The organism is Marinobacter daqiaonensis (assembly GCF_900115285.1).
Classification (GTDB): Bacteria; Pseudomonadota; Gammaproteobacteria; order Pseudomonadales; family Oleiphilaceae; genus Marinobacter; species Marinobacter daqiaonensis.
Map to the genome: position 1 here is coordinate 2,029,409 of NZ_FOYW01000001.1, position 20,117 is coordinate 2,049,525.

Sequence of the window (20,117 nt, forward strand, 5' to 3'; positions counted from 1 at the left end):
AACCTGCTAGCGCCGGAACTGCGGCGGAAACATCACGAATACGCCCAATAATCCCAGGCGGTCGTGAACCATCGCTGCCATTGGCATCCGTTTGACCCCGCCTTCAGTGCCTGATAACTCTCCCCGCGCTGGGGGGCACCGTTGCGAAAGGACGGTCCATACCGGGACCGGGCCAAAGTGGGTACTCATGACCACATCCAGGGACCATCCGTGGGCTTCTGTCCAGAGCGGCTATACTTTTATGAGGGTCTGGGCTGGGACGGGATCGGGAGAGGGCGAGCAATAAAACCTTTCCGGGCTGGTAGGCCTAGTGTCCCGGCCGGTTAATTCGCTGACCTACTGAGCCCCTGAAAGCCTTGAGAGCAAGGCGCGGTGTCGAAGGTTTGGTGGTTCCAAATCGAGGCGCCGCAACACAGCTCTCAAGGCTTTCAGGGGCTCCCGGAGGGCTTGCCGCTGGCGACTCTGGACCTGTGTTGTCAGCCCTTGATGTGGAACCACCACACCTGCGGACTGACGCCTTGGCCAGAGTCGCCAGCGGCAAGCAATAGGTCAGCGAATTAACCGGCCGGGACACTAGGACCTCGCATATGCTGCTATTTTTTTGTTTGAGCATGATTTCCCGACGGCAGTCAGGGTGATCGAACGAACCGGCGGAGCAGTTTCATGATCGAAAAGCAGGAAATCCTGGTCATCGGCCTGGGCGTATTCGGGTCCACGATCGCCAGCGAACTTTCCCGGCTGGGGCACAACGTCCTGGGCGTCGACAACGATGAGCACAGAGTCGATCGGCTGGCGGATCAGGTGACTCACGCGGTGATCATCGATGTCAGCGATGACGACGCCCTGGAAGAGGTGGACGCGGGTTCCTACGACGTTGCGGTGGTGGCCATGGGGCAGGATTTCGAGGCGACCGTCCTCGCCACCATGAGACTGAAAGAGCTCGGCGTGCCCAAGGTCTGGGCAAAGGCGGTAACCACCCAGCACCACCGCATCCTCGAACGCCTGGGCGCCGACCGGGTGATTGACCCGGATTATGAAATGGGTGAGCGGGTGGCCCAGGAACTGAACTATCCCATGGTGGAGGACTATCTAGACCTGGGCGGCGAGGAGTTCGTGGTTGAGCTGCACGCAACCGACGAGCTGGTGGACCGCTCCCTGGAAGATGTTATTGGCAGTACCGAGGTCCATGCGTTAATGATCCGCAGGGGCGGCCAATCGCTGGTTCATCCTCAAAGCTCCCTCACCATCGAAGCGGAGGACAAACTGATACTGGCAGGGCAGCTGGAGGCACTCAGGGAACTCGCCCGAGATTTATGAAATCCAGTGTTCTTTCCCTGATCCGAGCCGGTCGCGATACCCGGGGAACCCAGCAGCTCAATCCACCCAGGCTGCTGATCGAAAGTTTCCTGAGCCTGATTGTCGTGGGCGGGTGCCTGCTGAAACTTCCGTTTGCCACCGAAATACCGGTTACCTGGCTGGAGGCGTTTTTCACCGCCACTTCGGCGGTAACGGTAACCGGTCTGGTGGTGGTGGAGACCGGAAGCCACTACTCCCTGTTCGGCCAGCTGGTCATTCTCACCCTTATCCAGCTGGGCGGCCTCGGCCTGATGACCTTCGCGGTGCTCACACTGCTTGCCCTCGGCTTCAAGCTGGGTCTGCGGGGGCAGGTGGTTACCCAGGTGGCGTTCAATGAAGTCACCCTGACCACGGCCAAACGGGCTAGCAAATCCATTGCACTGTTCGCCCTGATTGCCGAGTGCATCGGGCTGGTGGTGCTCGCCCTCTTTTTCGTGCCGGAACGGGGCTGGGCAAACGGCCTCTACTACGCCCTGTTCTACGCCATTTCCGCCTTCAACAACTCCGGCTTCGCGCTTTCCGGAGACAGTCTGTCGGCCTATGTATCCCACGCCGGTGTCTCGTTGTCGGTGACTGCCCTGTTCATTACCGGGGGACTTGGCTATCTGGTGGTGATGGAGATGATCCAGAAACGCAGTTTCACCAGGCTGTCGGTCTACGCCAAAATCATCCTGGTCACGACCCTGACACTGAACCTGGTGGCAATGACCGTTTTCCTGCTCCTGGAATACAACAATCCCGCCACCCTCGGCGCCCTGGACAGCATCACCGACAAGCTGGTGACGGCCTGGTTCCAGGGCACCACGCCCCGGACGGCGGGTTTCAATACCGTTGACATTTCCACGCTCACTGCCGGGACCAGTGTTCTGTTCCTGTTGCTGATGTTCGTCGGCGCTGCCCCCAACTCCACGGCCAGCGGGATCAAGATTTCAACCTTTGTGATACTGCTCGCCGCCACCCGGGGGTTTCTGAAAGGTAACCTGAGGGTCAACCTTTTCCGGCGCTCCATCAGTCGGGAAGCGGTGCTGAAAGCCCTTGCCGTGACGACCCTGGGCATGGCACTCGTGTTCGTCGGTGTTCTGAGCCTGACGATCCTGGTGAAGGACGACTTTCTCGACATCGCTTTCGAGGTGGTATCGGCCTTCGGCACAGTAGGACTCTCGAGGGGGACTACGGAGCACCTGGGGGCGGCGGGGCAACTGATCATCATGGCCATCATGCTGATTGGCCGGGTGGGCCCGTTGACGGTGGGCTATATCCTTACGATGCGGAGCAAGTCCCAGATACGGTATGCCCGAACAGAGCTGCCGGTCGGTTGATGGAGGACCCGGTGCGGCGCGGGGTCACAGAAACAGACCATGGCGTCGCCCACAGGCTCACTTGCCCTGATCGTCCCGCATGCGCTCGATACCCGCCAGCATCAGATCGATGCTGAAGGCGGCATCCTCTTCGCTGGTGCCATGACCGGCCGTACCGGTGTCCGGAAGGGGGTCTCCGTAAAGCGGTCGTAACCGCAGGCCATTGGCCGCCACGCTGGCCATGCCGATGCCGTAGGTATATAGCGCGCTGGTTGTCCGGGGCCGGTCCTCTTCCCTGAGCCCGGCTTTCTGTAACGCACGCTGGATGTAGCTGAAAATCTCCTGCTCCCTGGGGGTGCCATAGGGGCTGGCGATCATCGCCGGAAAGATACCCGGGTAACGCCTGGCCAGAACATGAAAGCCCATACCCAGTTGCCGCAGGGCCACCTTCCAGTTGTCCGGCATGGGCTCCGGCAACGGCAGCTCCTCGAGCACCGTCTGGAACACACCCTGCAACAGGGCCTGCTTGTTGGCCACGTGGTGGTAGATCGACATGGCGTCCACCCCAAGGGCCACTGCCAGCTTGCGCATGCTCAGGTCCTCCACCCCCTTCTCGTCAACCAGGGTCAGGGCCATCCGGTAGATGCGCTCGGGGCTGAGGGGCTCTCTTTTCTTCTGGACCTGCTGGGGCTGTCGTGCCAAGGGGCCTCCCTGCTATCCGGCCTGTGGTGGTATCGGAGGCTCCAATGATGCCCGGAAAGCGCATCATTGACCAGCCCTACACCGTAGGGTAAATTTCATGGACCCTACAGTGTAAGGCTATAATAACGATCATGAAGCAGCATCCGGGCGTTACCAGCAGTTCCGACAGCACCACGTCGGCAGAACCTCTCCACCCCATCCCCCATCCGCCCCGCTGGCCGGTGGTGGGCAACCTGCTGCAGATCCCCAAGTCACGCATGGCCCAGTATTTCCTGGAAGTCTCCCGGAACTATGACGGCATTTTTGAACTGGACTTCGGTGGTTTCACCACGCCTTTCGTGTCATCGGCAGCACTGGCGGAAGAGCTGTCCGATGAGACCCGCTTTCGAAAAGTGGTCCGCCCGCCGCTGTCGCTGCTGCGGGATATCGTGGGCGACGGGCTGTTCACCGCCAAAAGTGATGAGCCGAACTGGGGCAAGGCCCACCGTATCCTGATGCCGGCTTTCAGCCAGCGGGCCATGAAAGGGTACTTCGACGCCATGCTGGAGGTTGCCAGCCAGCTCTGTACACGCTGGGAATCCCATCCCGGGGAGGACATCCTGGTGGCGGACGACATGACCCGCCTCACCCTGGACACCATTTCCCTCGCCGGTTTCGGTTATCGCTTCCACTCCTTCGAGTCGCGACAGCTGCATCCATTCCTGGGTGCCATGGTGCGGGTCCTGGCCGCCAACATGGCCAAGCTGACCCAGCTTCCCATGTTCAACCGGCTGCGCCGGGACCCGGCGGACTATTACGCCGACATCGACACCATGAACGCCCTGGTGGATGAGGTGATCCGGGCGCGCCGGGAAAACCCCACCGGAGACAACGACCTGCTCAACCTGATGCTGACAGCGGAAGACCCGGACACCGGCGAAACCCTGGATGACCTCAACATCCGCCATCAGGTGCTCACCTTCCTGGTGGCCGGCCACGAAACCACCAGCGGCCTGCTGACCTTCACCCTCTATTTCCTGCTGCGTAACCCCCATGTTCTTGCCCAGGCGTATGCCGAGGTGGACCGGTTGCTGCCCGGCGACACCGTGCCGGAATACCGGGATCTGGCGCAGCTGGATGTCATTGAACGTGTCCTCAAGGAGAGCCTGCGGCTGTGGCCCACAGCGCCGGCCTTCATGGTGGCCCCCTATGAGGACACCATCATCGGCGGCCGCTACCGGATCAGGCGTAACCAGGGGGTCTCAGTCCATCTCCCGGCGCTGCACCGTGACCCGGCGGTCTGGAGCGATCCGGAAGTGTTCGACATTGACCGCTTCCTGCCGGAGAACGAGGCGAAGATCCATCCCCACGGCTATAAACCTTTTGGTAACGGCCAGCGGGCCTGCATCGGCCGCCAGTTTGCGCTGACCGAGGCCAAGCTGGCCCTCGCCCTGATTCTGCAGCGCTTCGCCCTGAGCGACCCTCACGACTATCAGCTGGAGATCAAGGAGACCCTGACCCTCAAACCGGACAATTTCCGTATCCGCGCCCGTCGGCGCCAGCCTCACGACCGCCTGGCGACATCGGTCGCCACCGGAAACCGGGACAGATCCGAGACGGAACACAGTGGTGTCCAAGGCGACGGGGAGCCCTTCACTGTGGCCTGGGGCTCGAGCCTTGGCACGGCCCGGGATATCGCCGAGGCACTGACTGCCCGGGCGGCGGCACTGGACTTCGATGCCCGCTGCGTTCCCCTGGACGATCTTGCGGGGTCACTGCCGGAGTTCGGCATTCTTCTGATCGTCACCGCCACCTATAACGGCTTTGCGCCGGACAGCGCCAAGGCCTTCGAGCGCCTTCTCGACAATGATGGCCTGGCCGCAGTCACGCGTCCGGAACTGAAGTTTGCGGTGCTCGGCTGCGGCAACACCCAGTGGGTCAACTACCAGGCCTTCCCCAAACGGATCGCCGCCGCCCTTGCCGGGACCGGTGCAACCGAGCTGGCGGAGCGTGGGGCCGCCGATGGCAACGGCGACTTTGAAGGTGCCGTTGAAGACTGGATAGATAACCTCTGGCGAAGCCTGGGCCAGGAGAGTGGGAGTGACGGCGGCACGGCAATTGCGCTGCCCCTGACCTACGTGGACAAACAGGCTACCCGCGCCCTGGTGCTACCGGTCCATGCCCGCCCCCTCAGGGTGACAGGTAACCGGGAACTGGTGCGGAACCCTGACGGACTCGCTGACTTCTCCGGCAGCCAGCCCAGAACCTCGACCCGGGAAATTACCCTCGAGCTGCCAGAGGGCATGCGCTATCAAACCGGCGATCACCTGGCGGTCTACCCCTCGAACGCGCCCCGGCTGATCGAGCGGGTGACCGGGTTGTTGGGTCTGGACCCATCGGACCTGGTGACCTTCCCCGAACACGATACGCCGGCCCACCTGCCGGCGGGCCAGACCGTGAGCATCGGCCAGTTGCTGGGCCACTTTCTGGAACTACAGGAGCCGGCCAGCCGCCGCGACCTGCGGGTACTGGCGGCTCACAGCGCCTGCCCCCGGACCCGCCAGGTTCTGGAGAACGTGGTGGAGGATGGTGACCAGTACCACCACGAGATCCAGGAAAAACGACTGTCCGTGGTGGACCTGCTGGAAACCCACCCCGCAATACAGCTGCCGTTCGAAGTCTTCGCCGCACTTTGCCCGCCGCTAAGGGCCCGGTTCTACTCGATTTCCTCGAGCGCGCTTGCCAGCCCCGGGCAGGTCCGCCTGACCGTGGGTACCGTCGAGGCACCGGCCTGGTCCGGCCAGGGGGAGTACCGGGGCGTTGCATCGGGCTATCTCAAGGGTCTGAAGGAAGGGGACACCCTGCCCGGCTACATCCGCACCCCCACCCCGGCTTTCGCGCCCCCGGAGGATCCGGCCACGGTCATGATCCTGGTGGCGGCGGGCACCGGGCTGGCCCCTTTCCGGGCATTTCTTGAAGAGCGCGCGATTCTGGCGGACCGGAACACAGCGGTCGGCCGAAGCCTGCTGTTCTTCGGTTGCCGCCATCCCGACCACGACAGTCTCTACGGGGACGACCTGATTCGCTGGCAGGACCAGGGTATCGTCGACTGGCAACCGGCCTGCTCCGCAGTGCCGGGCCATCCCTACCGCCACGTCCAGGACGCCCTATGGGGTGAGCGGGAGAGGGTATGGACGATGTTGCAGAACGGTGCCCCGGTCTATGTCTGTGGCGACGGCAGCCGAATGGCGCCAGCGGTGCGGGACTGCCTGATCCGTATCTGCGAGGAAAAGACCGGCGGCACCCGGGAGGAGGCCTCCCTCTGGCTGCAGGCGCTGATGGAGAAAGGGCGTTACCACCAGGATATCTTCGGCACCGGCTAAAGGTTTCTCCCCCGGGCCCGATATACACACTACAAACGGAAACAAAGGCAGCCTCCAGTTTTTGCGGGTCGTCGGCTACCATTGCCCGATACCTCCCGAAAAATGGCAACCAACGTCCGGAATCTCTTGATGACCGAAGGCAACGCTGTTCCCCAGAAGCTTCTCCTGTTCCGCCTGGGCGGAAGCCGCCTGTCAGCATTGGGCACCCTGAAGATCCGCGAGATCATGCCCATGCAGCGGCTGACCCAGCTGCCCCAGAGCCATCCCGCGGTGGTGGGCACCATGAACTTCCGGGGCTCGGCCGTGCCGGTTATCGACATGGCGGCCGCTGTGGGGTACCCGCGCCTGGACCCGGAAGCCCGCAAGACCGCCTCCATCATTGTTACCGACATCCAGCGCCAGGAGATCGGTTTCCTGGTTCGCAGCGTCGACCGCATTGTCGAGGCCAACTGGAAGCAGGTTCAGGCACCGCCCCGGGCGCTGGGCGACCAGGCCTTTGTTACCGGCCTGCTGCAGATCGACAACGACCTGGTACAGCTGATGGACGTGGAACTGCTGCTGGCCCGGGTCTATCCGGAATCCATGCGCAGCGCCCCCACCCAGCTCACCGATCCCGAACGGGAGACCCTGGTCGGGCAGCGCATCCTGCTGGTGGATGACTCCCAGGTGGCGCGCCGGCAATTATCCGATGCCCTGGATCGAGAGAATATTCCCTACCAGGTAACCGGTAACGGCCAGACCGCCCTGGACATCCTGATCGAGGCCAACCAGGACCAGAAGCCTGTCACCATCCTGGTCAGCGATATCGAGATGCCAGGTATGGACGGCTATGAGCTGACGTTCCACCTGCGGGACGACGGTTCCATGCACCAGCCTTACGTGATCCTCCATACCTCCCTGAACAGTGAAATGAGCGTCAGTTACGCCCGCCAGGTAGGGGCGAACGAGGCCCTCACCAAGTTCGACGCCGAGGAACTGCTCGAGGCAATGTTGCGGGGCTCCAAAACCACCATGGCCTGATGGGCCGCGGCCCCGCCTCGTCCATCGTCGGCCGCCTTTTGCTGCCAGGCCGTCGGGGATATACTCTGCCTCCAGCAGCATCCCATCGGCAAAGCAGGGCAGGCCCATGAAGTTCCGCGTCATTCCCGTCACACCTTTCCAGCAGAACTGCACACTGATGTGGTGCGAGGAAACCGCCAGGGGCGTTGTGATCGACCCGGGCGGCGACCTGGACCGGGTGCGGCAGGTGGCGCGGGAAGAAGGGGTCATCCTGGAGAAGATCCTGCTCACCCACGGCCACCTTGACCATGCCGGCGCCGTCGCCGTGCTCGCCCGGGACACCGGCCTGCCCGTGGAAGGTCCCCATCGTGACGACGAATTCTGGATCGAGGGCCTGCCACTGCAGAGCCAGCGCTTCGGCTTCGCCCAGGCCGACCGCTTTACCCCGGACCGCTGGCTTGAGGATGGCGACCGGGTAACATTCGGCAACCAGGAGCTGGAAGTACTTCACTGCCCCGGCCATACCCCGGGTCACGTGGTCTTCTATCACCGGTCCTCTGGCCTGGCCCAGGTAGGCGACGTGCTGTTCAATGGCTCCATCGGTCGCACCGACTTTCCCAGGGGTGATTACAACCAGCTGATCGCTTCCATCCGCGAAAAGCTGTTCCGGCTGGGGGAAGACATCCGTTTCATTCCGGGCCATGGTCCCATGTCCACCTTCGGCCATGAACGCCGGACCAATCCCTTTGTCTCGGATCATCGGGGATAACATGGAAAACAGCCGCCCCCATAAGGTCGACATTCACTACTGCACCGGCTGCCGCTGGCTGCTCCGCTCCGCCTGGATGGCCCAGGAGCTGCTGACCACCTTCGAGGATGAGATCGGCGAGCTCACCCTGCATCCCGGTAGTGGCGGTATTTTCGAAGTCCATGTCAACGGCGAACGGATCTGGTCCCGCAAGGAAATGGGCGGTTTCCCCGAGATCACCCGGCTGAAACAGCTGGTGAGGGACCGGGTTTCACCGGATCGGTCACTGGGTCATTCCGACCGGAATACATCGAACACCTGAAAGTACACATATCCACACATAAAATAGACACAGATCAACAGGCGAATCATTCCGGACCGGACACAGTCCGTTATACTCTGGTTAAAACAACAACAGCCGGAGTAACAATATGTCCCTGGGTAACGTTTTAGGCTTCCGGGCCAAGGTGGCCCTGCCCTTTGTCATTACCGCCCTGGCCGTGATCATTCTGGGCGTGTTCAGCACGTTCACCGTTCGCAACCTGGTTTCCAACACCGACTTTCTCGCCCTTAACCTGATGCCTGCCTCCAGCGAAATCCTCAACGGCGACAGGGACCTGTACCAGGCGCTGGTGGCCCAGAGCGAGTATATCCGCTCGCGGGAACGTAATGCTTCCGCGGACGAGTCCCTCGCCGCCTTCCATGAAAACGCTGACCAGGCGAAAAACCGGATCCGGTCGGCCCAAGAAAGACTCAGCGGCACCCGGGTAGACCAGGTGATGGAAGGCTTCGAGGAAACCTACAGCGCCTGGCGGGACTCTGCGGAATCCGCCCTGAAGCGGGCCGAGATCGGCGACACCTATGGCGCCCACGAAATCGTGGTGAACGAGACCAGCGACCGCTTTGACGCGGTCCGGAACTATTTCGACCTTGCTGGCCAGGTGGCTGACGAGCTGGCCACAAAAACAGCCGGCGCGGCCTCCCAGGAAGCACAGCGCAGCATCGTCATTACCGTCGCCGTCACAGTGGCCGCACTGATCATTGCCGTGGCGGTCTTCGTGTTTGTTCTCAAACTGATCATCGCCTCCATCCGCGAATTGCGGAACCAGCTGGACAATATCGCCCAGGGCGAGGGAGACCTGACTCAGCGGATTCCCGTGGAAAACAACGATGACCTCGGCCAGTTGGCGGAGTCCTTCAACCGGGTACTGGCCAACCTCCAGGGCATGATCCGCAGCATCCAGGAGCTCTCAGGCCAACTCGCGGAGGGCGCCCGGGATCTGGAGAAGTCCGCCGCCGAGAACCGCGACGGCGTTTCACGCCAGACTGAATCCATCACCATGGTGGCGACTGCCATCAATGAGATGCAGAGTGCCGTCGAGGAAGTGGCGGGCAACGCGTCACGGGCTGCGGAAGTGACCCGTACCGCCCAGGGCAACGCCACTCGCGGGGCTGATATCGTCGAGCAGTCCGCAGGGCAGGTCCGGCGTCTGTCGCAGCAGATTACTAAGGCGGTGGAGGTTATCCGCAAGCTGTCGGAGGATTCGGACAACATTACTTCAGTGCTGGACGTGATCCGCGGAATAGCGGAGCAGACGAACCTGCTTGCGCTCAACGCCGCTATCGAGGCCGCCCGGGCCGGAGAACAGGGGCGTGGTTTCGCCGTGGTGGCGGATGAGGTACGCACCCTCGCCCAGCGCACCCAGCAGTCCACCGAAAACATCCAGCAGATGATCACCGCCCTTCAGACCGGGGTATCGGACGTGGTATCGGTCATGGAAACCGGCAGTGAACAGGCCGCCGCCACTGACAAGCTGGCCTCGGATGCGGAGACCGAGCTGTCCTCTATCCTGAACGCCATGACCGACATCAGCGACGTGAATACCAGCGTGGCATCCGCCACCGAACAACAGACCCAGGTCATCGACGAGATCAACCAGAGCATCACCCAGATCAACGACCTGGCCGGAGAGAGCAGCCAGCGTTCCACCGACCTCAACAGCATCAGTGAGTCCATGGCCGGCTACGCCACCAGGCTCAAGGAACAGGCCGGTCGATTCCGGGTCTGATTCGGTTCATAAAAAAAGCCCCGTCAGGTACGGGGCTTTTTTTCACCACCTGTAGGGAGCGACGCTCTTCAGTCACCAACAAACTCTGGCCCGAACCCGTAACTCCAGAGAATCACCGAGCCTACCCGGGTGGTAACCAGGATCACCAGGGCGACCGTCAGCAGGGCTCCGGCGTACATGATCGCCCGTTCCTTTGGAATATCCATGACGATGGGGAGACCGTCATACATCAGGTAGGCCCCGTAGATCGCAGCTGCCAGGAAAACCAGGGCGTTGAACCAGGGCACCGGATACAGAAGGGCAAAGCCCGCCAGGAACAACGGTGTGCAGGAATACGCCGCCAGGGCAACGCCGTTCGACGCATCGGGCTCCTCCTGCGCCCCGTAAGTCTTTGCCATCCAGTTAACCGCATAACCCAGCGCGAACACGCCCACCAGAATGGCGAGGTAGGTCAGTACGCTCAGTTGAAGGGCGCTGACCGGCGATAGCTTGATCAGGCGGTCGGCGCCCACGGTCCAGCCGAAGTGGGCCGTTGAAATATAGGCACAGATTGGGCCGATGGCCGCCAGCGCCAACACGTAGGCCACATAGAGACGCAACGGTTTCTCGTGCTCCCTACGGATTTCTGCCCACTCCGAATCCGGGTGGGTGAACAGACCGAATACATGATGCAAAAGCATAGTTTCGCCCTCTTTTTTGTTGTCTTCTATTATTACGCTCGCCTCAAGAGACAGATCAGCTTTTAACCACACTCTTAATTTAGTCGACAGAGCCCGCCGCCGAAAGTTTTCCCGGGGCCGCACTCACCCGCCTGACATAAGAATCGCGATCCAGGTGGATTCCTTCTGGCTGGCGCCGGCCGCAAATGGCTTCTAGGCTGCGTTTGTCCATGTCAACAGCAACGGATGGCTGGGGCAAATGCCGCCACCCTGAGTTCTCCGACGTGCTGGTCAATGCCAAAGGCTGGTGCAGCGTTTACGCCCCCCGCGGCTGACCCGGTTTTCCGGCATCGTTTTCATGGGGCTTCCGGCTCCCTGGAACGATGCCGGAAGATTCTCGCACTCAGCTCCTTCCAGGATTAAAAGTCAACAACTTACCCACCTTACTGGAACAGGACTTTGAGAACCGGTGCACAGGTGGCAAACTGATGCATTGCTACTGATGTCATGCCTGGCATTCCGCCGACCCTTACCCACAAGAAAAAGGAATCCTTATGAGCGAGTCCGTACTGCTTGAGCGCCGTGACAACGGCGTTGCCCTGGTCACCCTGAACCGTCCCGAAGCCATGAACGCGCTCTCCACCGAGCTGCGCCAGACCCTGTACGGAATCATGCAGGAAATCCGCAGCGACGACACCATCCGTGCCGTGGTGGTCACTGGTGCGGGGCAGAAGGCCTTCACCGCGGGCCTGGATCTCAAGGAGCTGGGCACCGACACCAGCGGCATGAAGGCCGCCACAGACCGGGATCCCACCAGCAACCCGGTTACCGCCATTCGCAGCTGCGGCAAGCCCGTCGTGGGCGCCATCAACGGCGTCGCCATCACCGGCGGCTTCGAGGTGGCTCTGGCCTGCGATATCCTGATCGCCTCGGAAAACGCTCGCTTTGCCGACACTCATGCCCTGGTCGGCATCATGCCGGGCTGGGGGCTCTCCCAGAAACTGCAGCGCATCATTGGCCAGTCCCGCGCCAAGGAACTTTCTTTCACCGGTCGCTTCCTGAATGCGGAGACCGCCGCCCAGTGGGGACTCGTCAACCGCGTGGTGCCGGCGGACAAGCTGCTGGACGAAGCCCTGACACTGGCGGATGACATCGCCGTGATCGAGCCCCCTTTCCTCGCCAAGTACCGGCACCTGATGGAGCACGGCTATGAGCTGGCCATGGACGATGCCCTGGACTACGAGACCCTTTTCTCTTCCATAGAGAACGGCCGCGTCACTCCGGAGGACATCGAGCGCCGGCGCCAGGCGGTCACAGAGCGCGGCCGGGCGCGCAAGGGTTGATCTCCCGCCCGCAACCCCCGGAGGGTTACGGGCCTCTCCCATCCGGTCGCCGGACCCGGGTTCCGCATCCTTGAGAGGTAATGGCTGATATGGCCATGTCCATGGAAGAGCTCCAGCAGCGCTACGGCAGCCACTACAAATGGTGGGTGATGGTGACGGTGATGATCGGCACCATGACCATGTCCTTGTCCTCCACCATTGTTAACGTCGCCCTGCCGGAGATCATGGGTACGTTTTCGGTCAACCACACGATGGGACAATGGCTGGTCACCGCCTTCCTGGCGAGCATGGCCATCGGGATGCTGCTGAATATCTGGATGGTGGACCGTTTCGGACCCCGGACCACCTATATGGGAGCGCTGGCCATATTCATCATCGCGGCCCTGGCCGGCGGCTTTGCCGTCAACTTCGGCATGCTTGTGGTTGTGCGCATAATCCAGGGCCTTATTGCCGGCATGGTGCAGCCCTTGGCTATGCTGATGCTTTACGCGGTGTTTCCGGTGAGAGAGCGGGGGCAGGCGATGGGACTTTACGCCATGGGCGTGGTTCTCGGACCTACAGTAGGGCCGGTGGTGGGCGGCGTACTGGTGGACTGGTGGTCCTGGCGGGCCGTTTTCCTGATTGTACTGCCGTTCTGTCTGGTCGCGTTCTACCTGGGCCAGCGATACCTCTCCCGCCCGCCCTCCGCGCCTCCGGTCCACCGGCGCCTGGACAGCGCCGGGTTGCTGTTGCTGACCGGCTGGATGGTGGCCCTGCTGTGGGGACTCTCCGCCGGCCCCGACTATGGCTGGGCCAGCCCGGCGGTCATCGGCGCCCTGATCCTGGCGGTGATACTGTTCATTGCCTTTGCCTGGCGCCAGCTCAAGGGCCGGGCGCCGTTGCTGGCACTGGGAATTTTCCGCCACGCCGGTTTCGGGCCGGCTTTCATGGTGGCCATGCTGACAGGAGCCGGGCTGTTCGGCTCGGTCTACCTGCTGCCGCTACTGGTACAGACCGCCATGGGAAAATCCGCGTCCGCCGCCGGGATGTTGCTGATGCCGGCCGGCCTGGCCATGGCGCTCTCGTTTCCGGTAATCGGCCGGCTGACGGACCGGGTGGTTCCGAAGGTCCTGGTGGCCGGCGGACTGATCATCTTTGCCATCTCCTGCGTGGTGCTCAGTGATGCCCAGAAAGGCACATCACTGATCCTGGTGGCGCTGATGGCGGCCCTGGGCCGGGTGGGGCTGGCCATGACCATGCCTCCGGTGGTGATCGGGGCGGTGAGCATTGTTCCCCAGAACATGGTGAACCAGGCCACCGGACTGATCAGCTTCGCTCGCCAGTTCGGCGGTTCCCTCGGCGTGGCCCTGTCAGCAATCCTGCTGCAGGAAAGCACCCGGTGGACCGCCGCACTGGGCGTGCCGCTGACCTCCCCCGGTTACCAGGATGCCTTTGCGCTGATGGCCCTGTTCTACCTGCTCGGCCTCTATCCCATGGCCCTGATGAAGTCGCCGCCAAAGGAGGAGCCGGCAAGCACCACTGCCTGAGAACTTGCCCCTGCGAGAATCGGCGCAGGACTTACGCCGGGGTGAAATTTTATTGTATGGTTCCGGGAAACGTCTCACAAAACACAGGAAACAATAACAATGATTTTGACCGACCTGCCAGAAAAGAGCCTTGAACGCTTTGGCGAGTACCCCATGCTGTACGCCGGAGAGCGGGAAATCACCAATCTGGAGCTTCAGGAAAGCGCCAATCGCCTCGCCAACGGACTGAAAAACTTGGGGGTAACCCCGGGTGACCGGGTGGTGGTCTGCATGCCCAACTGCCCGGAAGTATTTATTGCGTACCAGGGTATCCTGAGAGCCGAAGCCATCGTGCTCCCGGTGATGTTCGTGCTCCACCCCCGGGAAATCGGCTACATCCTCCAGGCCTCGGGAGCCACCGCGGTGATCACCAGCCAGGCGATGCTCCCCGCCATCGAGCAGGCCACGTCAGGCATGGAAACCCCGCCCACACTGGTTGTCGCCGGTATCGCCCAGAACCAGCCCAGCCCCAACGCCGGCATCCCCTGTAACAGCCTCTGCTCGCTGATGGCGGCGGCAGAACCGGAGCTTTCCCGGCCCCGGCTCAAGGAAGATGACGTTGCGGTGATCCTGTTCACCTCCGGCACCACCGGCCAGCCCAAGGGGGTCATGCTTACCCACCGCAATCTCTACAGCAACGCCGCTGCCGCGGTGGAACTGGCGGAGGCGACCGGTGATGAGCCAGGCACCACTCTCGGTGTCCTGCCACTGGCCCATATCTACGGCTTTACCATGGCAAACACCCTCTTCCTTCGTGGGGGAAGCATGGTGATATTGCCAAAATTCGATGTCCGGGCGGTCTGCGAGGCCATCCAGAAGCACCAGGTGAGAGCCTTCAGTGCCGTTCCAGCCATGATCTACGCCCTCACCATGGCCCCGGAAGTGGACGAATATGATGTCTCCTCGCTGGAGTCCGTGGGCTCCGGCTCGGCGCCACTGCCGGTGTCGCTGATCGAGGCGTTCCGCAAGCGCTTCAATGCCGAGATCTACGAAGGCTATGGGCTCTCCGAGGCCGCCCCGACGGTATCGGCCCACCGCAAGGGAGAGACCATCAAACCCGGTTCTGTCGGCCGGGCCTTTCCAGGGGTCGAGCTGCGTATCGCCGACGATCAGGGGAACCCCATGCCCGCCGGTGAGGTCGGTGAACTGCTGGTACGGGGCGAAAACATCACACCAGGCTATTACCGCAACGAGGAGGCAACGAAGGCCGCGATTCGTGACGGCTGGCTCCATACCGGCGATGTGGCCAGGATCGATGAGGATGGCTACCTTTATATCGTCGACCGCAAGAAGGACCTGATTCTCCGGGGTGGCTTCAACATCTACCCGCGGGATCTGGAGGAACTGATTTCCCGCCATCCGGCGGTAGCGGAAGTGGCTGTGGTTGGTGTGCCTTCGGAGCGCATGGGGGAGGAAGTCGTGGCCGTGGTTGTCCCCAACCAGGACTCGGAAATTACGGAGGAGGAAGTGCTGACCTTCTGTCAGGAGCGGCTGGCCAAGTACAAGACGCCCCGCCGGGTGGTGTTCATGGACACCATGCCCCGTAATGGCGTTGGCAAGATCCTCAAGAAATCCCTGCGGGAGCAGGTCGCGGAGCAGGTAGTGATTGAATAGAAGGGAAGGACCGTCAGATCACTGGTGACGCCCCGATACCCGTGGGCCAGAGTGTCCGCGGGTAATACAGAATAACAACAGGAAACCCCATGAGCGCGAACACCCCCACCATCATTCCGTTTGAACATGGCATATACGGCATCGACACCGAGTTCGCCGGCACCACAATGATGGACGCCAGTCACCTGATTGTGGACAGTGGCGAGGCCGCCTTTGTCGATGTGGGCAGCAACTTCTCGATACCGGTGCTCCTGAAGGCCCTTGAACAACTGGGGCTGGACCGGAGCCAGGTTCGCTACGTCTGCGTAACCCATGTCCATCTGGATCACGCCGGCGGCGCGGGCCTGATCATGGAGGAACTGCCAGATGCGCAACTGGTGGTTCACCCCCGGGGCGCCAGGCACATGATCGACCCCGGTGCTCTGTACGAAGGCGCCCGCCAGGTTTATGGCACCGAGACCATGAAACGGCACTATGGCGAGCTGATCCCGGTACCCCGGGAGCGGATTGTCGAGGTTCAGGACGGGAACACCCTCACTCTGGGCAAACGCACCCTTACCTTCCTGGACACGCCCGGGCACGCCCTGCACCATTACTGCATCCATGACAGCACCGCCAACGCCGTCTTCTCCGGTGATACTTTCGGCATTTCCTACCGCTTCCTGGATTCGGCCATGGGAGAATTCATCTTTCCCGCCGCCACTCCGGTCCAGTTTGATCCCGCCCGGGCCCATGAATCGGTGGACCGGCTCGCCGGCCTCGAGCCGGATGCCATCTACCTGACCCACTTCAGCCAGGTTCGCAACATCCGGGCCCTGGCCCGCCAGCTTCACAGCGACCTGGACGCCTATGCCGATATTGGTCGCCGCCATATGTCGACCGCTGCCGACCAGGCCAGGCCCATCCGGGACGACCTGAAGACCCTGTTCCGCCAACGCCTTGAAGATCATGGCCTGGCTTTCACCAGCGAAGAACTGGAGGCCTCGCTAGGGCTGGACCTGGACCTGAACTCAAAGGGTATTGCCGTATGGTCGGCCAGGCAGGCGAGGCAGGAACCTTCTAAGACAAAGGTCTAAACCACTATCTGAATAAATGTAACACTCAACTGATCCGTGCTAGTTTAATAACGTACCGTTGGAGGCTTCCGGGGCTTGGCGGATTCCGTGGATGCCCCCGTTTTTAGAAATACCAGAGGCCTCTCCGGGTCGTTAACGGACGGATGACCGATCGGCCCCCTGAAAGCGCCCGAGCACAAACTACAACAACCCAGAGGAACGCACCTTATGATTCGTCGTTCATTTTTTCGCAAGGTGGCTACCGCTGCCGCGCTGTCTGCACTGATTGCCTCCCCCTTTGCCGCCGCCCAGGAGAAGTTCACCCTTCGCCTGGCCGAGACCTGGGGGCCGAATTTCCCGATCTTCGGGGAAGCAACCAAGAGCATGGCCAAAATGGCCGAGGAAATGTCCGATGGCCGTCTGCGCATCCGCATCGACTCAGCCAACAAGCACAAGGCGCCCTTCGGTGTCTTTGACATGGTCAAGGCCGGCCAGTATGACATGGGCCACTCCGCGTCCTACTACTGGAAGGGCAAGGTACCCAACACCCTGTTCTTTACCAGCATGCCCTTTGGTATGACCGCTCAGGAACAGTACGCCTGGTTCTATTACGGCGATGGCATGGAGCTGATGCAGGAAGTCTACGAGCCCCATAACATGCTGTCTTTCCCCGGCGGCAACACCGGCATCCAGATGGGCGGCTGGTTCCGTAAGGAAATCAATTCCCTGGAAGATCTTCAGGGCCTGAAAATGCGGATCCCCGGCTTTGCGGGCGAAGTCTTCGCGGAAGTGGGTGTCGTACCCACCAACATTCCGCCGGGAGAGCTCTACACCGCCCTGGAGCGCGGCACCATCGACGCCGTTGAATGGGTAGGCCCGGCACTGGACCTGCGCCTGGGCTTCCAGCAGATTGCCGACTACTACTACACTGGCTGGCATGAGCCCGCCACCGAACTGCAGTTCCTGGTCAACCAGGACGTCTGGAACAAGCTGCCCAAGGATCTCCAGCGGATCCTGGAGATTTCCATGCGCACCGCCGCCTACGACATGCTGATCCAGTCCGTTCACGAGAACGCCCAGGCCTGGGCTTCCATCACCGAGGAGTATCCGGACATCGAAGTCAGGAACTTCCCGCAGGATGTTCTCGAGGCCATGGTTCTGGCCAACCGCAAGCTCCTCCAGGAAGCGGCCGAGGCTGACGAGCAGGCTGCCCGTATCATCGAGTCCCAGGAGGCTTACCTGGAGAATGCCCGCAATTACATCAACATCTCCGATCGGGCCTATCTCAACAACATGGCCGATATCGAAGAGTAAGTAATTGATATCAGAAAGCGCCGGAACTCCGTAACGGGGTTCCGGCGTTGTTTTAAGGGAATTCTGTGAAAAAGCCGCCACCCTGACGTAGAATACCGGCGTTTTTTTCACAGACTGTCCCTATCGGAACAGAAGGCCGGCCGGGTTTGCCCGGCGGGCCCATGAGGATTGATCATGCGATGGCTCAGAATCATTGACAGCGGGCTGGGACGCGTAGCTTATTTTTGCGGCTGGATTGCCAGCGTGGCGTTCATCCTGCTGACACTGAATGTGTTCTACGACGTGGTAGCCCGTTACGCCTTTAACAGTGTCTCCATCGGCATGCAGGAAATGGAATGGCACCTGTATTCCGTGGTTTTCCTGATGGGCATTCCCTATGCCCTGCGAACCGACGGCCACGTCCGGGTAGATGTTTTCTACACGCGCTGGAGCGAGACCTTCAAGGCCTGGGTCAATCTGATTGGCGCATTGTTGCTGGTCATTCCCCTCGCCGGCTTCATCGCCTGGCTGGGCATCGATTTTGCCTACGAATCCTACAAACTGGGAGAGGGCAGCGGTGACCCGGGCGGCCTGCCCCATCGCTGGATCATCAAGAGCCTGATTTCCTTCTCGTCCTTCTTTACCGCGGTCGCCGGTATTGGCATGGTCACCTACGCCATCCGGGTCCTCAAGCGGGATGCCCACTACGAAGATAGCTCACACAGCGGCGGAGGCCTCGCATGATCGGCATTATTATGTTCGGGGTTTGCCTCCTGATGCTTTTGTGGGGCTTCCCCGTCGCTTTCACCTTTGGTGGTGTCGCCCTGATCTTCGGCCTGATCGCCGAAGGGCCGCAACTGTTCGCCTTCATGCCCTACCGCATCATGAGCATCATGCAGAACACCACGCTGATGGCGGTACCGCTGTTTATTTTCATGGGTCTGGTGTTGCAACGCACCAGGCTGGCGGAGCAGTTGCTGGAATCCATGGGCAAGCTGTTTGGCGGGGTTCGCGGTGGCCTGGCCATATCCACCGTTCTGGTGGGCGCGCTGCTGGCGGCCTCAACTGGCGTCGTAGGTGCCAGCGTCGTTGCCATGGGACTGATCTCCCTGCCGGTGATGATGGCCCACGGTTACAAAACGGAACTTGCTACCGGTACCATCTGTGCTTCAGGCACTCTGGGACAGATTATCCCCCCTTCCATCATCCTGATCATTCTGGGTGATGTCATGGGCCTGCCGGTGGGCGACCTGTTCAAGGCTGCAGTGGTACCGGGACTCATCCTGATCGGGCTTTACATCGCCTACATCCTGATTATGGCCTTTATCAAGCCCGAGATCGCTCCGGCTATGGAGCGCGACAGCAACGAATCCCGCAGCCAGGAAGTCGTCCGGGCCCTGCTGGCGGTCATTCCGCCACTGGCCCTGATCATCGTGGTGCTCGGTTCGATATTCACCGGCATCGCCACGCCCACCGAGTCCTCGGCCCTCGGCGGTGTGGGGGCAGTGGTGCTGGCGCTACTCTATCGTCAGTTCTCCTGGCAGGTTATCTGGGACTCCGCCCGGGATACCGTTAAAGTCACGGCCATGGTATTCGCGATCCTGGTGGGGGCGACCGCTTTCTCCATGGTCTTCAGCTATACCGGCGGAGAGTATCTGCTGGAAGAGTGGATGCTGGCCCTGCCCGGCGAGAAGTGGGGCTTCCTGATCCTGTCGATGCTGGTCATCCTGGTCCTGGGTTTCTTCATCGACTTCGTGGAAATCTCCTTCATCGTGGTGCCCATTCTGGCCCCTATCGCGGAACTCCTTGGCATCAACATGCTCTGGTTCGCGATTCTCATTGCCATGAACCTGCAGACCAGCTTCCTGACGCCACCCTTTGGCTTCAGCCTGTTCTACCTGAAGGGCGTGGCACCACCAGGGGTTCAGACCACACAGATCTACCGGGGCGTCATGCCATTTATCCTGATCCAGATCGCGGTCGTCATCACTCTGCTGGTCGTGCCCGAGTGGTTCGGAATGAGTTCGACGTCGGGATTCTGACCCTTCCACTGC

17 protein-coding genes are annotated in these 20,117 nt (G+C 61.4%); 15 read left to right on the plus strand and 2 right to left on the minus strand.

The features are described 5' to 3' along the window. Window positions 1–663 precede the first annotated feature (663 nt). Complete coding sequence (locus tag BM346_RS09220) at window positions 664–1,317, plus strand: potassium channel family protein (protein ID WP_092011229.1); 654 nt, start codon at window positions 664–666, stop codon at window positions 1,315–1,317. Continuing rightward, window positions 1,314–2,675, plus strand: coding sequence for a TrkH family potassium uptake protein (locus BM346_RS09225; protein WP_092011232.1), 1,362 nt, complete (start codon window positions 1,314–1,316; stop codon window positions 2,673–2,675). Before BM346_RS09220 ends, BM346_RS09225 begins: the two co-directional genes overlap by 4 nt. Window positions 2,676–2,732: 57 nt before the next feature. Here the strand turns inward: BM346_RS09225 and BM346_RS09230 are convergent, their stop codons facing one another. Beyond that, a complete protein-coding gene (locus BM346_RS09230; RefSeq protein ID WP_092011235.1) occupies window positions 2,733–3,356 on the minus strand; it encodes a TetR/AcrR family transcriptional regulator in 624 nt (207 codons plus the stop codon). A 131-nt stretch (window positions 3,357–3,487) separates the two neighbouring features. On the opposite strand from BM346_RS09230, the gene BM346_RS09235 reads away from it, so the two are divergent. The 5 genes from BM346_RS09235 to BM346_RS09255 all read left to right on the plus strand — a co-directional run bounded on the left by BM346_RS09235 (window position 3,488) and on the right by BM346_RS09255 (window position 10,534). Next, window positions 3,488–6,718, plus strand: a complete 3,231-nt coding sequence (locus BM346_RS09235; RefSeq protein ID WP_092011237.1) for a bifunctional cytochrome P450/NADPH--P450 reductase — start codon at window positions 3,488–3,490, stop codon at window positions 6,716–6,718. A 129-nt stretch (window positions 6,719–6,847) separates the two neighbouring features. Beyond that, a complete protein-coding gene (locus BM346_RS09240) occupies window positions 6,848–7,738 on the plus strand; it encodes a chemotaxis protein (protein WP_092011240.1) in 891 nt (296 codons plus the stop codon). A 106-nt stretch (window positions 7,739–7,844) separates the two neighbouring features. Next, window positions 7,845–8,486 (plus strand): MBL fold metallo-hydrolase, encoded by a 642-nt coding sequence (locus BM346_RS09245; RefSeq protein WP_092011243.1) that lies wholly within the window; start codon window positions 7,845–7,847, stop codon window positions 8,484–8,486. A gap of 1 nt (window position 8,487) precedes the next feature. Continuing rightward, the gene (locus tag BM346_RS09250; RefSeq protein ID WP_092011246.1) at window positions 8,488–8,787 is read left to right on the plus strand and encodes an Rdx family protein; all 300 of its coding nucleotides are present in this window, start codon (window positions 8,488–8,490) and stop codon (window positions 8,785–8,787) included. Window positions 8,788–8,896: 109 nt separating this feature from the next. Continuing rightward, window positions 8,897–10,534: a methyl-accepting chemotaxis protein gene (locus BM346_RS09255; protein WP_092011249.1), complete on the plus strand. Its 1,638-nt coding sequence runs from the start codon at window positions 8,897–8,899 to the stop codon at window positions 10,532–10,534. Between the two features lie 68 nt (window positions 10,535–10,602). Here BM346_RS09255 and BM346_RS09260 read toward each other — a convergent pair whose 3' ends face one another. After that, window positions 10,603–11,214, minus strand: a complete 612-nt coding sequence (locus tag BM346_RS09260) for a Yip1 family protein (protein ID WP_092011252.1) — start codon at window positions 11,212–11,214, stop codon at window positions 10,603–10,605. A gap of 209 nt (window positions 11,215–11,423) precedes the next feature. Here BM346_RS09260 and BM346_RS09265 point away from each other — a divergent pair, with 209 nt between their 5' ends. The 8 genes from BM346_RS09265 to BM346_RS09300 all read left to right on the plus strand — a co-directional run bounded on the left by BM346_RS09265 (window position 11,424) and on the right by BM346_RS09300 (window position 20,105). Beyond that, window positions 11,424–11,528, plus strand: a complete 105-nt coding sequence (locus tag BM346_RS09265; RefSeq protein ID WP_206675674.1) for a high-potential iron-sulfur protein — start codon at window positions 11,424–11,426, stop codon at window positions 11,526–11,528. A gap of 219 nt (window positions 11,529–11,747) precedes the next feature. Further along, a complete protein-coding gene (locus tag BM346_RS09270; RefSeq protein WP_092011256.1) occupies window positions 11,748–12,536 on the plus strand; it encodes an enoyl-CoA hydratase in 789 nt (262 codons plus the stop codon). A gap of 80 nt (window positions 12,537–12,616) precedes the next feature. Beyond that, window positions 12,617–14,062 carry a DHA2 family efflux MFS transporter permease subunit gene (locus tag BM346_RS09275; RefSeq protein ID WP_092011259.1) on the plus strand — a complete coding sequence of 482 codons (1,446 nt, stop codon included), beginning with the start codon at window positions 12,617–12,619 and terminating at the stop codon, window positions 14,060–14,062. A gap of 99 nt (window positions 14,063–14,161) precedes the next feature. After that, window positions 14,162–15,715: a class I adenylate-forming enzyme family protein gene (locus BM346_RS09280; protein ID WP_092011262.1), complete on the plus strand. Its 1,554-nt coding sequence runs from the start codon at window positions 14,162–14,164 to the stop codon at window positions 15,713–15,715. 89 nt (window positions 15,716–15,804) lie between these two features. Continuing rightward, a complete protein-coding gene (locus tag BM346_RS09285) occupies window positions 15,805–16,791 on the plus strand; it encodes an MBL fold metallo-hydrolase (protein WP_092011265.1) in 987 nt (328 codons plus the stop codon). 207 nt (window positions 16,792–16,998) lie between these two features. After that, the gene (locus BM346_RS09290) at window positions 16,999–18,084 is read left to right on the plus strand and encodes a TRAP transporter substrate-binding protein (RefSeq protein ID WP_092011268.1); all 1,086 of its coding nucleotides are present in this window, start codon (window positions 16,999–17,001) and stop codon (window positions 18,082–18,084) included. A gap of 174 nt (window positions 18,085–18,258) precedes the next feature. Further along, entirely contained in the window at window positions 18,259–18,807 is a 549-nt protein-coding gene (locus BM346_RS09295) for a TRAP transporter small permease subunit (protein WP_092011271.1), read from the plus strand. Further along, a complete protein-coding gene (locus tag BM346_RS09300) occupies window positions 18,804–20,105 on the plus strand; it encodes a TRAP transporter large permease (protein ID WP_092011274.1) in 1,302 nt (433 codons plus the stop codon). The genes BM346_RS09295 and BM346_RS09300 overlap by 4 nt, the downstream gene beginning before the upstream one ends. Window positions 20,106–20,117: the final 12 nt, after the last annotated feature.

Bases quoted from the DNA above. Each gene is read 5' to 3' on its own strand.
- BM346_RS09220 (WP_092011229.1), top strand. From the start codon at position 664: ATGATCGAAAAGCAGGAAATCCTGGTCATCGGCCTGGGCGTATTCGGG.
- BM346_RS09225 (WP_092011232.1), top strand. From the start codon at position 1,314: ATGAAATCCAGTGTTCTTTCCCTGATCCGAGCCGGTCGCGATACCCGG.
- BM346_RS09235 (WP_092011237.1), top strand. From the start codon at position 3,488: ATGAAGCAGCATCCGGGCGTTACCAGCAGTTCCGACAGCACCACGTCG.
- BM346_RS09240 (WP_092011240.1), top strand. From the start codon at position 6,848: ATGACCGAAGGCAACGCTGTTCCCCAGAAGCTTCTCCTGTTCCGCCTG.
- BM346_RS09245 (WP_092011243.1), top strand. From the start codon at position 7,845: ATGAAGTTCCGCGTCATTCCCGTCACACCTTTCCAGCAGAACTGCACA.
- BM346_RS09250 (WP_092011246.1), top strand. From the start codon at position 8,488: ATGGAAAACAGCCGCCCCCATAAGGTCGACATTCACTACTGCACCGGC.
- BM346_RS09255 (WP_092011249.1), top strand. From the start codon at position 8,897: ATGTCCCTGGGTAACGTTTTAGGCTTCCGGGCCAAGGTGGCCCTGCCC.
- BM346_RS09260 (WP_092011252.1), bottom strand. From the start codon at position 11,214: ATGCTTTTGCATCATGTATTCGGTCTGTTCACCCACCCGGATTCGGAG.
- BM346_RS09265 (WP_206675674.1), top strand. From the start codon at position 11,424: ATGTCAACAGCAACGGATGGCTGGGGCAAATGCCGCCACCCTGAGTTC.
- BM346_RS09270 (WP_092011256.1), top strand. From the start codon at position 11,748: ATGAGCGAGTCCGTACTGCTTGAGCGCCGTGACAACGGCGTTGCCCTG.
- BM346_RS09275 (WP_092011259.1), top strand. From the start codon at position 12,617: ATGGCTGATATGGCCATGTCCATGGAAGAGCTCCAGCAGCGCTACGGC.
- BM346_RS09280 (WP_092011262.1), top strand. From the start codon at position 14,162: ATGATTTTGACCGACCTGCCAGAAAAGAGCCTTGAACGCTTTGGCGAG.
- BM346_RS09285 (WP_092011265.1), top strand. From the start codon at position 15,805: ATGAGCGCGAACACCCCCACCATCATTCCGTTTGAACATGGCATATAC.
- BM346_RS09290 (WP_092011268.1), top strand. From the start codon at position 16,999: ATGATTCGTCGTTCATTTTTTCGCAAGGTGGCTACCGCTGCCGCGCTG.
- BM346_RS09295 (WP_092011271.1), top strand. From the start codon at position 18,259: ATGCGATGGCTCAGAATCATTGACAGCGGGCTGGGACGCGTAGCTTAT.
- BM346_RS09300 (WP_092011274.1), top strand. From the start codon at position 18,804: ATGATCGGCATTATTATGTTCGGGGTTTGCCTCCTGATGCTTTTGTGG.